Genomic DNA, 16,991 nt, shown 5'->3' on the forward strand with positions numbered 1-16,991 from the left:
GTCGATCTTTGGTTGCCAAACCCACGATTTTTCCGAGAAACTTTGGTGATTTGCCTAGAAACCGGGTTTCTGCGTCGATCTTTGGTTGCCAAACCCACGATTTTTCCGAGAAACCCGGTTTGTTTGCCCCGGTTCTCAGAGATATAGGACGATCCTAGAAACCGGGTTTCTGCGTCGATCTTTGGTTGCCAAACCCACGATTTTTCCGAGAAACTTTGGTGATTTGCCTAGAAACCGGGTTTCTGCGTCGATCTTTGGTTGCCAAACCCACGATTTTTCCGAGAAACCCGGTTTGTTTGCTTAGGTCCTCACAGATATAGACTTAGTTTTTGCCAGACCAGTTCCAAGGTAACGTTATATTCTCGCTCAAAATGCTACAAATCCTGTAAAAAAGCAGTCGGCTGTATTCATAGATGCTACAGTTGGAAGCAGATTAAGCTGGCAAGCTCTGAGCAATCCTGTTCAGGACTGACGCTTGGGCGACCAAGAAACCGGGTTTCCAGCTGCTATCTCCCCTTCCAAAGCGACGATTTTTCCGAGAAACCCGGTTTCCAGCTGCTTACTCTGGTTTCAAAGCCACGATTTTTCCGAGAAACCCGGTTTCCAGCTGCTTACTCTGGTTTCAAAGCCACGATTTTTCCGAGAAACTCGGTTTCAAGCTGCTTACTCTGGTTTCAAAGCCACGATTTTTCCGAGAAACTCGGTTTCAAGCTGCTTACTCTGGTTTCAAAGCCACGATTTTTCCTAGAAACCGGGTTTCTTTGCGTAAGTCCTGCTTTTGAGAGCTTGGTGATTATCAATTCTGAACTACTTTTCCCCCCGCCGTTGTAACCCTTTTAAACGATTGCAATAAAAATATGAATTATTATTCCTCTGGGGAGGATACTTCCCACCCTCAATATAAACAAAGTGCGTTCGCGAAGCTTCTCCGAATCAGAATCGCTGTTTCAAGACACCTACTCAGACTAGGAGCTATAACCCCGATCTTACTCGTATCAGGTTGTCAAACCGCTCCCAGCGGACTCAAAATTGGCACGCTTCTACCCATCACTGGGGACTTGTCCCAGTTTGGCTCTTCGATGCAGGATAGTGCTAGTTTGCTCGTCAAAACCGTCAATAGCTGCGGTGGCGTGTTAAACAAACCCGTACAATTAATCTCAGAAGACGACCAAACCAATCCTTCTGCGGGTGCGGCGGCGATGAGCAAGTTAGCCGAAGTGGATCGGGTCGCCGGAGTCATTGGGGCAGCCGGGAGTGCTGTTTCGAGTGCTGCAATTGACATTGCAGTACGCAACCAAGTCGTACAAATTTCCCCCTCCAGCACCAGCCCCGTTTTTACCGAACGCGCTAAAAAAGGCGATTTCAAGGGATTTTGGTTCCGCACCGCCCCGCCGGATACGTTTCAGGGACAAGCTTTAGCTAAATTAGCTAGTGCTAAAGGTTACAAATCAGTTTCAGTACTGGCGATTAATAACGACTATGGGAAAGGCTTGGTACAATCGTTTATCCCAGCTTTTGAAGCCGCTGGGGGCAAAGTGGTGAATAAGGCTCTTCCGACTTATTATCCGCCCCAGAGTGCTACTTTTGACTCGGAAGTCTCAGCAGCTTTTCGAGGGAACCCAAACGCGGTCGTTTTAGTTGCTTATCCAGAAACTGGCAGTATTATCGTCAGGACAGCTTATCAACAGGGACTGCTGGGAAAACAAACGCAACTGCTGGTGACAGAAGGGATGAAAGACCCCAAAATTGCCCAACTCGCGGGAAAAGATACGGCGGGTAAGTTTATTGTATCTGGAGTTATCGGGACGGCGCCGAGTACAACCGGACCGGCGGTAAAACAGTTTCGCGAAGTCTACCAAACCACTTACAATAAGCGTCAACCCGGTGTGTTTGACGCCAACACTTGGGATGCTGGCGCGCTTTTAGTTCTCGCAGCTGAAGCAGCTAAATCGACTTCTGGTGCTGAGATTAAAGACAAAATCCCCGTTGTTGCCAATCCCCCAGGACAAGAAGTTACCGATGTTTGTCAAGCACTTGCCTTGATCCGCCAGGGTAAGGAGATCAACTATCAGGGAGCGAGCGGTAAAGTAGACTTCGATGCCCAAGGCGATGTTGTCGGCAGTTACGATGTTTGGACAATTGACAATAACGGGCAACTCAAGGTGACAAATACCATCACCGTCGGCGGATTTTAAAGTCCTGAGTCAGGAAAAAGCTAGATATCAGAAGGTTTGAGGTGTTCCAGCGCTAGCTTATCAATATAATGTTTTCGTATTACTTCAGGGGTATTTCCTACCCATCTAGCAATGGTGTCGCTTGAGTTACCCTGGAGTGCTTGTAAGGTAATAAATGTATCCCGACAGTTGTAGGGTGTGGTAGGCATCCCATTTTTTTGGTTCAGGTTAACCAGTTTTGTGACTGTTTTCCAGGCTCTTCTACTAAAGTCATTGTAGTTAATTGGATTGCCTTCTCGGTTAGGGAATAAGCTGCGGGAGCATTTAAATCCAATAAAGAGGCGGGCAAGATGCCCACCCCACAAGAAGAAGGGAAAATTTGACTCTCAAATTAGGTGCGTAGCAGCTTACTAAGGTTTCAGGGTGATAATTTTCCGCTCTAATTGATACAGCGGTACAACCGATGGCTTGCTCTTGCTGTAGGCGGCGTCATCCGCTGGTGTCGCTTTTCCTCCCTGACCTGAAGGTGCAGGGTTTCCCAGCTGCCGGAGGTTCTTTATGAACCATTTACTGGTGATTATCCACAAATGAAAAAACCCCAAACCTTTGCTATTTAGTGGTTTCGGGGTTTTAAACTTAACATCGGGATGACAGGATTTGAACCTGCGGCATCGTGCTCCCAAAGCACGCGCGCTACCAAGCTGCGCTACATCCCGTCGCTTGTCTAGTATAACCTACTTTTTCCAGAATGGGAATTAGGGATGGTTTAGTTAGGATACCAAAACATGCCTTTGATGCCCTCCGGATCGGAAATAAACCCAAGGCCGTGATAAAAATCTAGCACATGGGGGTCGGCGAATAAGGTAATGTTGCTAATGTCCTCACTGCGGAGTTTTTTGATCGTGTATTTCATCAGAGACTTACCCAGACCTTGACCTTGGAAGTCCGGGTGAACGACTACATCCCAAATCGTCGCGTTAAACGCATGGTCGGATGTAGCGCGAGAAAAGCCAATTAGCCGCCGCCGGTTAGCTCGCATTTCCCACATGGAAACGACGAGAAAACTGTGTTGAATGGCCTTTCTGACTTTACGCAGCGGACGGCGGGACCACCCCACCGCATCGCAGAGTTCTTCTAATTCGTAGAGGTCAATCTCTCGGTCAGTAGTGAAAAAAATGCGACCATTGCGGTTATTCAAGTCACCTGGACGGGCGATCGCATCCTCTTCAATTTGTGTAGCCCCAGTTGTCGAGGCAGTATCAGATTCGCTGAACCAGCTTTTCCAAAAACCCATGCAGCCGTGGTTATTGTAGTAAAAAGACGTTGGATGGCGGTAATAGTTAGTATATCTCCCGTATCCCCTTCAATGTTTGGCTGGTAGATCAAGTCAGTCCAAAGGCAGGGGAATGGGAAATGACGCGATCGCGGACGCGATCCCCACTTCCCGCATCAGCGTTGAAATTCAACCTTTAGCTAGCCTTTGACCTGGTAAGCACCAGATGCAGCACCCCCAATGATGGAAACGGGTTTGAAATCATCAACACTGGAACTCCTGAAACGCTTTAACAAGTCGTTTCCTCAGTTCTACGAGCAATTTGTCAGCAGCGAGATCCAACTGCAAAACCTGCGGCTAGCCTATAAGCTCTTTAAAACCAAGCGAGCAGTGATTGACATGAAACCGGAGGGTAGCAAAAGTGCGTTACATTTTGCCTACCGCAATCAGTCATTTTTGCTCAGCGATATTTTTGGCGTGCTGGCTGCCTACGGATTGACTATCCACAGCCTCAGCCTGTACGGTCAAATCCAATCCCCCATGTTGGTGTTTATCAAGCTGGTGGTGTCTCGCGGTAGCAAGGCTTTGACAGAAAAAACCGCAGATAATGTCTGTCGCGCGATTCGAGAAGCGCTGGCGGGGGTGTTTGAAGTAGAAGAGATGCTGGCGGTGGAATTCAATCTCGATGCTGGTTTAGAACAGGTAGAAACCGAATTCTACGTCGATCCAGTCTTTAAACTACCCGCGCTATTGATTGAGGCCGATAACCAACCCGGTTTATTTTACAAAGTAATGTACACCATCTGGCAAGAGGATCTGCTGGTGATCAATGCCAATTTGCTCGTTTGGCGAGGGCGAACCCGCCTGATTCTTTACCTGTTGGGACCGAATGAAAACTTGATACCAGACTATCTGGGGCAAAAAATTGCCGAAAGCGTGCGCCTGAGATTGATGGGGCAGTAAAAAATGGCACGCGCACTTAAAAGCCGAAAATTTATCCAGCGGGGACTCTTGACAAAAAGGAAAATATTGCCATATCTCCCATGTCTCCTCAGTGTCCCTATCCGCTTTGTTCCTTGTCTCCAACAGTCGGTCAACAAGGGCTTTTCAAGGATAGGATCGAAATATGGCTAGCATCGATATCCTGGGAGTCCCCCACGCTTACGATTTAACCGCTCCCACAGAGGAACCCCAAGTACTCGTGTTTATTCACGGTTGGCTTTTAAGCCGCCGGTACTGGCAACCCCTAGTTGACCAACTCTCACCTACTTATCAATGTCTTTGTTATGACCTGCGCGGATTTGGTGATTCCCAGCCGATACCGATTTCTGGCTTAAACAGTCAGGAAACATCGGTAAGCTTGACGCCAGACAACAAGGCTTGCCGCTATGCCCCAGCTGCCTACGCTCGCGATCTGGGCTTGTTGCTGGAAAGACTCAATATATCCAATGCGTGGCTGATTGGTCACTCCCTGGGCGGCACGATCGCGCTGTGGGGAGCAGCACAATTACCCTACTGTGTCAAGGGGGTGATCTGCCTGAATGCCGGGGGTGGCATTTATCTAAAGGAAGCATTTGAGCGGTTTCGCGCGGTAGGCGAGCGCTTGGTGCAATTCCGCCCCCGTTTGCTGTGCAATTTGCCTGGGATTGATTTGGTATTTACCCGCGACAGCGTAGCGCGTCCGATTGCACGTTCTTGGGGACGCCAGCGGGTAATTGATTTCGTCATGGCTGACCCAGAAGCCGCCAGAGGAACCCTGCTTGACTCGACTACAGAAGCCGAAGTAAATCGCTTGCCAGAATTAGTCTCCCGGCTGAAGCAGCCGGTTTATTTTATTGCCGGTGCTAAAGACACTATCATGGAACCGAAGTACGTGCGTCATTTAGCTAGCTTTCACCAACTGTTTCAAGCCTGTGGTGACAATGCGATCGAAATTCCGGACTGCGGGCATTTGGCAATGGTAGAACAACCAGAAGCCGTCGCCACTCAGATCCGCAATATCCTTTCTCATCACCCTGGGTAAAAACGGGAGAAAGCTTTATTTTCTATAACTCGGTTCGGTAAACTCGTTGATTGATCTAAGAGGAGCTACTGGATTTAGGCAGATAGCTGGGATTATCTATCATAGCTGGAGTTCAAGTTAAACCACCTGCACCTATAGGGCATTCTAAACCAGTAAATGCGTAAATCCTGATGTTTTTAAAGTGACATTTCATCAGGCTAGCCAACGGTCACGTCGGGGTACAGATAACCATGAGAAAAATTTTAGTAATAGAAGATGAAAGAGCTAGTCGCAAACTTATATTGAAATTGTTGCAGAATGAGGGATATGAGGCAATTGGAGCCGAAAATGGCAGCATTGGATTGCAGCTGGCACTCCAAGAATGTCCCGATCTAATTCTTTGTGATATCAGGATGCCCGAAATGGATGGTTACGAAGTGCTGTCGAGATTGCAGCAAGATCCGGTGACGGCGATGATTCCGGTGATTTGCCTGACGGCGCAAAACGATCGCGCGGATCTGCGGCGGGGGATGGAGTTGGGAGCTAACGATTATCTTACCAAGCCTTTTACGACAGAAGAATTGCTCAGCGCGATCGCCACTCAGCTGGCTAAACAAGAAATGCGCGCCAAACAGCAACAGGAAGTACTCCAGCAAGCGCTCTCCAAGTTTAATAACGTCGTCTACTACGATAGTCTGACGAACCTGCCAAATCGACTCTTGTTACGGGAGCGATTTTACCAAATACTCGCGCCTAAACTCCAAACTCACCAATCGATTCCGATCGCCGTTCTCAGCTTAGACCATCTCGACCGCTTTATCCACAGTCTGGGAACTGACTACAGCGACTTATTATTGCAGGCAGTGAGCGATCGCTTGCTGCCCTATGGAGGTAAAGTAGGTACGATCGCGCGACTCAACAGCGAACAACTAGCTCTGATTTTACCCCCTGTCTCAACTCGACCAGAAGCTGCAAACATTGCTCAAAGTATCTTGGATACTTTATCTCAACCCTTTGATTTGGAGGGATTTGAAGTTTTTCTCACTTGTAGTATTGGCATGGCGTTATATCCTGAGGATGGCAGCGATATCGATAGCCTGCTCAAAGCTGCTAATACCGCGATGAAGGTGGCTCAACAACTGGGAGGAAATCGCTTTCAGCTTTACACGGCAGATATCTCGGAAAAATCCTACGACCGCCTGATGCTGGAAATGAACCTGCATCATGCTCTAGAACGGTCTGAATTTATCGTCTACTATCAACCGCAGATTGACCTACGAACCGGACGTATGGTAGGAGCCGAAGCGTTAGTCCGCTGGCAACATCCAGAGCGAGGTTTAATATCGCCCTTAGAATTTATTCCCATCGCGGAAGAATCTGGTTTAATTATCCCTCTAAATGAATGGGTGCTACAGACAGCTTGTAAACAAGCAGGTATCTGGCAAAAAGCCGGGTATTCCTTAAAAGTGGCGGTAAATTTATCGGGAATTCAATTTAATCAACTGGGTTTAAGTCAAAGAATTATGCGAATTTTAGAGGCAACTAACTTAGAGCCAAGCTGTTTGGAATTAGAATTAACTGAAAGTGCGGTGGTCAAGCATCCAGAAACAGCGATTGCTACGCTACGCGAACTCAAATCACTCGGTATTAAGTTATCTTTAGATGATTTCGGCACTGGGTACTCTTCTTTTAGCTATCTGCAACAATTCCCATTTGATGTATTAAAAATCGACCGCTCCTTTATGCGGAACGTCACCGAAGACTCCAAAAATGCTGCGATTTTGATCGCAATTATTCAACTGGCTCACAGTTTGAATTTGAAAGTAGTCGCTGAAGGAGTCGAAACCTTCGAGCAACAAGAATTTCTGCGCCAGCATCAATGCGATATGATGCAGGGTTATTATTTCAGCAGCCCCGTTCCAGCAAATGTCCTCGAACAAACGATCGTTAGCTACACTAACCCAAGTTGCTAGTTGCATCCAAGGGTACTGATAATAGGTAATAGCTAATCGGTAATTGTTACGATTCTACCGTCTTTTAATATCGTGTCCGGTAGCATCGGTTGCGTTTGGCTAGCTCTTGTGCAGGTGGTATCTTGTGCAGGTGGGAGGGAAAAAAACAGTTTTTGCACCAGCGACTATATACAACCGATGCTAGCAAACTTGATATAACTCAATTACCAATTACCAATTACCAATTACCATCTTATTTATATGGGTGTAGCGGAATTTCAATGATGAACTCTGCCCCCTGTCCTGGTGAGGAAATACACCGCAAATTTCCCCCATGCTTTTCTACAATAATTTGGTAACTAATTGACAACCCCATGCCGATCCCTTTACCTACAGGCTTAGTCGTAAAAAAAGGGTCAAACAGTTTTTGGCGAACTTTTTCTGTCATTCCCGGCCCATTATCTAAAATTTTAATTTCCACCCGATCGTTATCAATTTCTTTAGTGCGGATTTGAATCATCGGCTGGGGTGATGGGTTTTCTTTGCCATGACTTTCTGCTAAAAAATCAATCGCATTAGTAAGAATATTTAGGAAGACCTGATTGAGTTGTCTGGGATAGCATTCAACCAAGGGCAAGTCGCCATACTCTTTGAAGACTTGAATGGCAAAATTGTTTTTTTCAGAATGGAGGCGATGTTGTAGAAATGCCAGGGTATTATCAATTCCTTCGTGCAGGTCAACCCGCTTTAATTCGGCTTCATCTAGACGCGAGAAGTTGCGTAAGTCCTGAACAATTTGAAAAATCCGCTGGGCGCCGGTTTTCATAGAATTTAAAAGGTTGGGTAGATCGTAGGCTATAAATTCTAAATCGATTGCACTGGCGTGCTTTTGGATTTCTGCATCGGGGTTGGGATAATATTTTTGATACAAGTGGATTAAGTCTAGTAGGTTTTGAATATAGACGCTGGCATGGTTGAGGTTGCCGTAAATAAAGGTGACTGGGTTGTTGATTTCATGAGCCATACCCGCCACCATTTGAACCATGCTAGACATTTTTTCGCTCTGAATTAATTGAGCCTGAGTTTGTTGTAACTCCTGTAGAGTTTGGCTTAGTTGCTGATTCGCTTGACTCAATTGGCGATTTAAATTGTACTGTCGCAAGCCAGCGCGCACCCGTGCTTGTAGTTCGTTGGGGTCAATAGGTTTAGAGAGAAACTCATCAGCGCCAGCATCGAGTCCTGCTACTCGGTCGGCAATCGCTTCTCCCCGCGAAGTCAGTAAAATAAAAAATGTAGTTGCTAAATTAGGGTCGGCTTTGACCCGACGACAAACCTCCATCCCATCCATCAATGGCATTACCCAATCGCAAATAATCAGAGCGGGTTGTATCTGAGTTGCTTGCAGCAGCCCTTCTTCACCATCCTTAGCCACAATAACTTGATACCCTTCGATCTGGAGGTCGCGTTTGAGAAATAAGCGAGTTGCCGAATCATCTTCGACTACAAGAATTTTTGACATCACTTATGGATTAATTGTGAGTGACCAATTATCTGTAAAAGTTTTAACCTGCAAGAAAATAGTTTCCAACTGGTCTACCAACTCGGCAGTTTTCTCGAGGCGATTTTCTTGAGCCTGAGTTTCCAGTTGCTGAGCTAATTCTGGCATAGTTCGGATAGCTACCATCGCGCTTCCTCCTTTAAGTTGGTGAGCATGACGAGCCAGCGCTACACAATCGTTGTCTTGGAGCGCTAGCTTAATCTTTGCTAGGTAAGTGGGAGCATCTTCCATAAAAGTTTGCAAAAGATCGAGTTGAAATTCTGTATCGCCTCTGGTGACTTCTTGCAGGCGCTCTAAATCTACGGGTTCTGGAGGGGATGTGGCTTCTGGGGTGGCGGAATTAGAGGAACTGGAGCCAGTTTTTTGTTCTAAATCTCCCCCAGAAGCGCTCTGCTTTTCGCAAGTGCTGTAGCGTTCCAAAACAGCCGCCAAGACATCGAGCTGAATTGGTTTGCTGATATAGTCGTCCATACCTAATGCTAAGCACTTTTCTCGTTCTCCTTTGAGGGCGTTGGCAGTCATGGCAATGACTACGGTATGGCGGGATTGAGCTTCCCTTTGGCGGATGGCTTGGGTGGTTTTGTAGCCATCGAGGATGGGCATGAGACAATCCATTAACACGATGTCGTAGTTTCTTTCTGCGAGTCGGTCGAGAGCTTCTTGACCATTGCTGACGCAGTCTGCTTCATAACCCAGCACTTTGAGTAGATTGAGGGCGACTTTTTGGTTGACTGGGGTGTCTTCCACCAGCAGAATTTTGAGGTTTTTTGGTGATGGGTGAGAAGGTTTTTTATCCCCCATGACTGAGGATTGGTTACTAATTAATTCTGACTGAGAGTTGATTAATGAAGCAGGACTAAGTACATTCATCAGGCAGTCTAACAGGCGCGAGGCTTTTACCGGCGTCGTTAAATGACCCGCAAATCCTAGCGCTTGGGGGTTGATAACTTGACTGCGCTGCCCAAGCGAAGTCATTAAAATCCATTTAGTCCCAAAAGAGCTAGGCGGGCATCCGACGAGTTGAGCGAGCAATTCCCGATTCATGCCTGGAATATTGAGGTTCAGCAGGGCGACATCGTAGGGTTGACCCTGTTGCTCTGCTTGTTGGACGATGGCGATCGCGCTGGCGCCATCTTCTGCTTCGTCCGCTTGTATTCCCCAAGACTTGACATAAGATAGCACCACCTGGCGATGGGTGGCGTTACTATCCACCACTAACAGCCTCACGTCGGGGCGCTCAAAAGGCAAAGATACTGGGGAGGGTAAGGGGTCTGGCTTTTGCGCCAAGGTTGCCGTAAACCAGAAGGTTGACCCCACTCCCAGTTGACTTTCAACGCCAATTTCACCCCCCATCAACTCGACCAATTGCTTGCAGATTGCCAATCCCAAGCCAGTACCTCCATACTGGCGCGTTGTACTGGCGTCTACTTGGGAAAACGACCGGAACAGTTTGTCCATGTCTGCCGCTGCAATGCCAATCCCTGTGTCTCGCACGCTGAATCGCAGCTTAACTGTGGTGGGGGAGAAGGGAGAAGAGGACGCGGTGACGTGGTGACAAGGGAGAGCGGAGAGGTTGATGGAAGAGTTACCCGCGTCTGCATCTTCCCATATTCTCTTGTCCTCTTCATTCTCCGCGTCCCCCTGTCCCTGTGTCCCCGCGTCCTCTTCTGCTTCTGGAAATATTTCTACACGAACCACTACTTCTCCGGTCTGGGTGAATTTGATTGCGTTGCCGATCAGATTCATCAACACTTGGCGCAGGCGGGTGGCGTCTCCTGTTAACAATTTGGGGACGTTGCTGTCGATTAAAGAAAACAGTTCTAGTCCCTTAGATTCGGCTTGGGTGGTCAGCAAATCTACGACTTCTTCAATCCATATTTTCAAATCAAAGTCAATAGATTCTAGCCGCATTTCCCCGGCTTCCAGCTTGGAGACGTCGAGAATATCGTTAATCAGCATCAGCAGACTTTGTCCGCTGACTTTTAGGGTTTGGACAAAGTCTTGCTGTTCGGGAGAGAGGGGAGTTCTCAGGAGTAAATCGGTTAAACCGATGACGCCATTCATCGGCGTGCGGATTTCGTGACTCATGTTCGCCAGAAATTGGGATTTCATCCGCGAAGCTTCTAAGGCGGCTTCCCGTGCTTCTACCAATTCGTTAATTATTTGAGTGGCAATGACGATACCGCCAATTTGGGGATGGGGAGAGGGGGTATGGGGGTTCTTGTGCCGGTGTGCAGGTGGGCAGAGGGGCAGAGGGGAATTTGAACCTACATTCTCCTCTGCTCCCCATCTCCTCTGCTCCCCATCTCCCCTGCTCCCCTGCTCACCTGCCCCATTGCCGATGTACCAAGGTTGGACGGCCCAACGCAGGTAAATTTTGCCGCCATTGGGTTGTTCCCAAACGTCCTCTGGTTTGGAGATTACCTCACCTTGTAAAGCGCGCTGATGAATGGCTTTAATTTCCTCTGGCAGATTGGGGAAAACGTCATAGTAGGATCGCCCGATGAGAGATTGCCCTTCGAGATGGTAATCAGTTAGCCATTGATTGCTGTGGGCGATGTAGCGCATTGAGGTATCGAACATAGCGATCGCAACGGGTGCGTTGGTAATAATTTGCCGCAATTGTTGCCGCTCTTGTTCGATGGCTTGCTCTATGCGCTTGCGGTCTGTAATGTCGTTGAGGGTGCCGGAAGATCCCAAAAATGTCCCGTCAGCGGCCTGGTTGACTCGCCCTTGCACTTCAATCCAGCGGTAGCTGCCATTTTTAGTTTGGCAGCGCACTTCGTATCGGGTGGAATCGACGTGGGAGGACATTAAAGCGTTGAATTGATTTAAAGTCAGCGAATGGTCATCGGGGTGAATAAATTCTAAGAAATGACGACCCAAGCTTTCTTTTATTTCATATCCAGTTATTTCTGTCCAAGCCGGATTGAGAAAAGTCCAGCAGCCCTGTACATCTTTTTGAAAAATAACTTCTCTTAAATTGTTAATGACATAGCGATATTTATTCTCGCTTTCAGAAAGCGCTGATAAAGCCAGCTTGCGCTCTTGACGGAGGGAAATTGCTGCTGCGGCACTCCGCAATAAATCTATTTCTAACGGCTCCCAAGTCCGGCAAGTGACGCATTCGTCGAAGCCAATAAAACCAAAAAACTGGTTATTAACCAGTAAAGGTAAAACTAGCATGGAAAGTATGCCCTGCGGTGCTAAAATTACACGCTCTTCGGCGGGAAAATCGGCAATTTTGCCAGCAATAACTTCCCCTTGCGCCAATACTTGCGCCCAACGGGGGAAAAATTCGTCGTAAGGGCAGTTTTGCAAGTCTGGGTTGTCGATTTCTCGAGCAATGCCAGAGGCACACCACTCGGCGCGCTGGCTCATGTAGAGGCGTCCTGTGACGCAGGCATGGTTTTCAAACACGTAGACGCGGCTGGCTTCTGAAGCGCGTCCTAGGGGTTCCAATATTGACGTGTAGCAGTTGTGGTCACCCTCATCAGCGAGCAGTCGCAGTTGAACTTCGACCAAGGCGGCGAGATAGCGATCGCGTTTCGCCAAAATTTCTTGTGCCAGCTTGCGGGCGGTAATATCGCGAAAAGTCCACACCCGACCGACAATGTTTTCTCCCACTCGCTGGGGCATAGAATAGCGCTCGAATACTCTCCCATCAATAAATTCCAACAATTCGTAGGTTTCCCTATCCGGCAGGGAGTAGATTTCTGCTATTTTTTGCACAAATGCTTGGGGGTCTTGCAGTTGATCGAGGACAAACGAGATCGTCGCTGCATGATCTCGCGTAGCTACAATCTGATCGGGAAGCTGCCACATTTGTTGGAATTTGCGATTAAATGTCGCAATTTTTCCCGCTCGGTCAATTACTAGGATACCGTCTGTGGTAGAATCAAAGGTTGCTTGTAGCAGGGATACGGTTTTGGCTAAGTCTGATTCGGCTTGCTTGCGATCGGTGATATCTGCCCAATAACCGATGAGTTCCAGGGGATTACCGGCTTTATCTAGCACCAACTTGCTCTCGTCGCGCATCCAGCGAATTGTGCCGTCGGCGCATTGGAAGCGGTATTCGTGGCGGTGATAACCAGGCTCGAACAAGCGGGGTAATTCGGCAAAGACTCTTTCCACATCTTGCGGGTGGATGTGGTTTTTCCAGAAACTGGCATCTTCTAGGAATTCCCGCGCTTCGTATCCCACCAGGGTTTTGACGTTATCGCTGACGAAGGTCGTACTGTAATCGTCGGATGCTTTGCGGCTATAAATGACGGCTGGGCTAGAAGTTAGCAGATATTGCAGGCGTTCTTGAGCGATTAGTAGGTCTTTTTCTGCTTGGGCGCGATCGCGCGATTCCATCGCCAGACTCCCCATATAAGCTAAATAACTGGCAAAGTTCTGCTCTTCCAGCGCCCAGTTACGCGCCGATCCAATCTGTTCGTGACGGATGACGCCGATTGTCTCTCCGGCGACGCGAATCGGCACGTCTAACATCGAGGTAATACCTAAAGGCGTCAGATAAGCGGCGCTAAATTCCTGGGTTTGAGGGTCGGTGTGGGCATCGTCGGCGGCGATAATGTTATCTGACTCCAAGGCTTCAAAATAGGCAGGATAGTCAACGGCAGCAATTGCCCAGCCAGATGAATGCTGGAGGGTGGTGAATTCGTAGAGGTCGGCGCAGCGGAGTTGGGAACGGTCGTCGTTGAAGAACCAGATGCTCGCCCGCTGTACTCTGAGTGCGATCGCTGCAATTTGGGTAATATTTTGCAACGCTGGTTTCAAGTCGCCGGTGTATAGCGACTCGCACTTAGACAGTGCCATCAGTCCTTCCTGATGCCTTCTGATGCGCCGTTCCCTTTCCCGCAGGGCGGCTTCAGCGGTTTTTCGCTCGGTAATGTCCTGAATTTGGGCAATTAAGTACAGCGATCGCCCCTGGGTATCCCGTAGCGTCGAGATAGTTAACTGCACCCAGACGATTTGCTCCAGCTTGTGGATGTAGCGCTTCTCCATCTGGTATGTGCCAATTTCCCCATAGAGGATTTGGTGCAAATAGTCCAGGCTAGCTTCCACATCTTCGGGATGGGTAATATCTTGAAATGTCAGCTTGAGCAACTCTGATTCCGAGTAACCCACTATCTCGCATAAAGCCGGGTTGACCTGCAACCAATGACCCTGGGGCGATACCAATGCCATACCAATCGCAGAATACTCAAACGCGCTTCTGAACCGTTCCTGACTCTCTCGCAGCGCGGCTTCTGCTCGTTTTCGCTCGGTGATGTCAAATATCGTGGAGCGCGTCATGAGAAAATTGTCGCCGTCATCTTTAACCCTCGTCCCCGACAAGCTGACAGGAACAACTTTGCCATCCTTGCGAACTAACTCCAACTCTAAATCCTGCACCCAGCCGCGTTGTTTGAAGCGAGGGAAAATTTTGCGAAAAAGTTGCCTGCTATGGGATGTCAGCAAGTCGGCAAACCGCTTGCCAATCAACTCGTCGCGGGTATAACCCAATAATTTGAGTTCGGTATCGTTGACGCGGATAAATCTGCCATCGCTGTCGAGGGATTGATACCCACAGGGAGCGTTGTTATACAGATCGTGAATTTCGGCAGCGTTTCTTTGCAGAACTTGTTCTGACTCAACGCGGTAGGTAATATCGGTCACGGTGCCGATGTAGCCTACGACTTGTCCGTCGTTCCCCTGCTGCGCCACTGCTTGAACAAATGCCCACAAGCAGCTGCCATCGGGACGCTGAAACCGCGTTTCGGTGGCAAAGGGTAAGTTTTCTTGGGTACAGCGATACCAGTGGGTTTGGACGCGGGAGCGATCGTCGGGATGGATGGCGTGCATCCATCCATCCCCCATTGCTGGTTTGAGGGAAATGCCGGTAATCTCGCACCAGCGATTGTTGACATATAAGCAGCGGCTTTGAGCATCGGTATGAAATATTCCTACCGGCGATAAATTAGCTAAGGTTTGATAGCGATACTCGCTGGCGCGCAACGCGGCTTCTACCTGCACGCGGGAGGCAATTTCTAACTTGAGGAATTGGTTCGCGGCGTAAAGATCGGCGGTGCGTTCTTGGACTCGAATTTCTAATTCATCGTGGGATTCACGCAAGGCTTTTAATGCTTTTTTCCGTTCCAGTTCTGCTGCTGCCCGCGCTGCAAATACGCTGATAACTGATTGGGTGCGGTCTTCATCGATCAGGGGTTTATCGTTGAGAATCCACAAATTGCCAATCACGTTTTGGGCGGTGTCTAACAGGGGAACTCCCAAGTAACAATCGGCGCGCAATTTCGTTGGTAATGATATTTCTGGGAATAATTCCTGCAAGCGGTCTGGAAAATAACAGGCTTTTTTTCGCTTGACGACGATTTCGCACGGCCCGCCAGTAATGTTGTATTCTAAAGTTTCCCCAAGAGCGTCGCTATCCCACCAGGCAATCGTCTGCCATTTCTGCTGTTGAACGTCTATCAGTTCGCTCACAAAGGCATAGCGAACCCCCAGTGCCGTCGCTAAATACTGCACCAAAACTGGAAAAAATTCTTCCCCAGTGACTGAAGCTGTTCCGGCGACAATATTTTGCAGGGCAATTTCTGACAGCTTGCGTTCGGTAATGTCGGTGATAATCCCATCGATGCGAATTGCTTCCCCGGTTTCATCTTTGATCGCCTGCGCCCGGTTATTCACCCACCGCACTTCTTTGTTTGGGCGGATAATCCGGTATTCCATTTCTATATTTCCTGTTTCCAAGATGGTGGGGAAAGCCGATGCAACCCGCGAGCGATCTTCCGGATGAATCACTTCTAACCAAAGATATGGATTGTAGTAAAATTCCACTACGGGGCGTTGGTAAAGTGTTTCTGTGGCTGGATTGAGATAAAGTGCTTCAAAGGTACTCGCTGCTACCGACCAAACCACATCTTGCAGCGAGTTGAGCAGGTTAGAAAGTCGCGATTCGCTTTCTCTCAGGGCGAATTCTATCTGTTTTCGCGAGGCAATTTCATTTTTTAATCGTTTGATAGTCTGCCTTAATTCTAGGGTTTGTTCTTCTACCCTTTGCGCCAGATCGGCATTCATTTTACCGATGGCTATTTCAGCCGCTTTTCGCTCGGTCAAATCTCGTCCAATATAAATAAAATCTTCCGCCTCCTCTCCGTCATTTTTAATTGCGGAACAAGAAAAGGAAATGTTTAGCTGTTCGCCGGTTTTTTTCAAACAAACTACTTCAACATCTTTAAACAATTCCCCTTGAGATATAAATCGGTTTTCCCTTGCCGTCTGCCATAAATTATTATCGGCAATAATTTGGAAGATTGACTCTCCGATTAATTCAGATTCATGATACCCAAATAACTGTTGAGCCGCTAGATTAACTTTTTTAATTTCTCCCGTTATTGTCGTTACTATTAATGCATCGGCAATTGAAGCAAGAATTTTATTAATATAACTTCGACAACCGGATAAAGCGTTTAATAAAAGCCGGGCTTCATTGCCTCGATTTAAAAAGCTTTTATTTAATAAAAACTCGGAATTGGCACTTTCAAATAAAATCAAAAATCTATTTAATAAAGTCTCGTCATCTGGCAATCCGACCACACAAATATCAATCCACCCAGAAGCATCATTAGCTGAACTTTGCTCAATATCTTTTAACTCGAAACTAACCTGCCGTCCTTCCAGGACATCAATGAGGAAATCCTCAAATCCAATCATTACGGGAAAGCCTAGACGCACATCGCTGCCCATGGTAACTTGCTCGGGATAATAGGCAAATTGTTGTACGCCTAATGACATTTCTTGGATCAGTAAGTTCCGATCCAGGATGAGATATTCTAAGCGGCGCGACGCAAAGAGTTTTTTGAGCAGCGATTTCATATGGTTGGATTTGATGGGAATATTTTTTAAGGCGGATCGCAAGTGCAAAAATGGCGCTGGTGGCGCTTTTTGTTTGCCACCTGTATTTATCACTCCATACAAAATTTAACAATTCTGTGGTGAGTTTCGCCAATAGCGGGCGTATCCGCTA

Annotated in this window: 8 protein-coding genes and 1 tRNA gene; 4 read left to right on the plus strand and 5 right to left on the minus strand. The window is 47.8% G+C overall.

The window, feature by feature from the left end:
- Positions 1 to 857: 857 nt before the first annotated feature.
- Entirely contained in the window at positions 858 to 2,195 is a 1,338-nt protein-coding gene (locus tag MiSe_RS00005) for an ABC transporter substrate-binding protein (protein WP_226572470.1), read from the plus strand.
- A gap of 20 nt (positions 2,196 to 2,215) precedes the next feature.
- Here the strand turns inward: MiSe_RS00005 and MiSe_RS00010 are convergent, their stop codons facing one another.
- The 3 genes from MiSe_RS00010 to MiSe_RS00020 all read right to left on the minus strand — a co-directional run bounded on the left by MiSe_RS00010 (position 2,216) and on the right by MiSe_RS00020 (position 3,468).
- Positions 2,216 to 2,383, minus strand: a complete 168-nt coding sequence (locus tag MiSe_RS00010; protein ID WP_226572472.1) for a hypothetical protein — start codon at positions 2,381 to 2,383, stop codon at positions 2,216 to 2,218.
- Positions 2,384 to 2,816: 433 nt separating this feature from the next.
- A tRNA-Pro gene (locus tag MiSe_RS00015) sits at positions 2,817 to 2,890 on the minus strand.
- A gap of 50 nt (positions 2,891 to 2,940) precedes the next feature.
- The gene (locus tag MiSe_RS00020; protein ID WP_226572474.1) at positions 2,941 to 3,468 is read right to left on the minus strand and encodes a GNAT family N-acetyltransferase; all 528 of its coding nucleotides are present in this window, start codon (positions 3,466 to 3,468) and stop codon (positions 2,941 to 2,943) included.
- A gap of 222 nt (positions 3,469 to 3,690) precedes the next feature.
- On the opposite strand from MiSe_RS00020, the gene MiSe_RS00025 reads away from it, so the two are divergent.
- From MiSe_RS00025 to MiSe_RS00035, 3 genes are all read left to right on the plus strand, one after another.
- Positions 3,691 to 4,410: an ACT domain-containing protein gene (locus tag MiSe_RS00025; protein WP_226572915.1), complete on the plus strand. Its 720-nt coding sequence runs from the start codon at positions 3,691 to 3,693 to the stop codon at positions 4,408 to 4,410.
- A 163-nt stretch (positions 4,411 to 4,573) separates the two neighbouring features.
- A complete protein-coding gene (locus MiSe_RS00030) occupies positions 4,574 to 5,470 on the plus strand; it encodes an alpha/beta fold hydrolase (protein WP_226572476.1) in 897 nt (298 codons plus the stop codon).
- Between the two features lie 230 nt (positions 5,471 to 5,700).
- The gene (locus MiSe_RS00035) at positions 5,701 to 7,422 is read left to right on the plus strand and encodes a two-component system response regulator (RefSeq protein WP_226572478.1); all 1,722 of its coding nucleotides are present in this window, start codon (positions 5,701 to 5,703) and stop codon (positions 7,420 to 7,422) included.
- Between the two features lie 232 nt (positions 7,423 to 7,654).
- Here MiSe_RS00035 and MiSe_RS00040 read toward each other — a convergent pair whose 3' ends face one another.
- Together MiSe_RS00040 and MiSe_RS00045 are read right to left on the minus strand one after the other, a co-directional pair.
- Positions 7,655 to 8,920 carry a sensor histidine kinase gene (locus MiSe_RS00040; RefSeq protein ID WP_226572480.1) on the minus strand — a complete coding sequence of 422 codons (1,266 nt, stop codon included), beginning with the start codon at positions 8,918 to 8,920 and terminating at the stop codon, positions 7,655 to 7,657.
- Between the two features lie 3 nt (positions 8,921 to 8,923).
- Positions 8,924 to 16,933: a PAS domain S-box protein gene (locus MiSe_RS00045; protein WP_226572482.1), complete on the minus strand. Its 8,010-nt coding sequence runs from the start codon at positions 16,931 to 16,933 to the stop codon at positions 8,924 to 8,926.
- Positions 16,934 to 16,991: the final 58 nt, after the last annotated feature.

The sequence above is a fragment of the Microseira wollei NIES-4236 genome (assembly GCF_020521235.1).
Taxonomy (GTDB): domain Bacteria; phylum Cyanobacteriota; class Cyanobacteriia; order Cyanobacteriales; family Aerosakkonemataceae; genus Microseira; species Microseira wollei.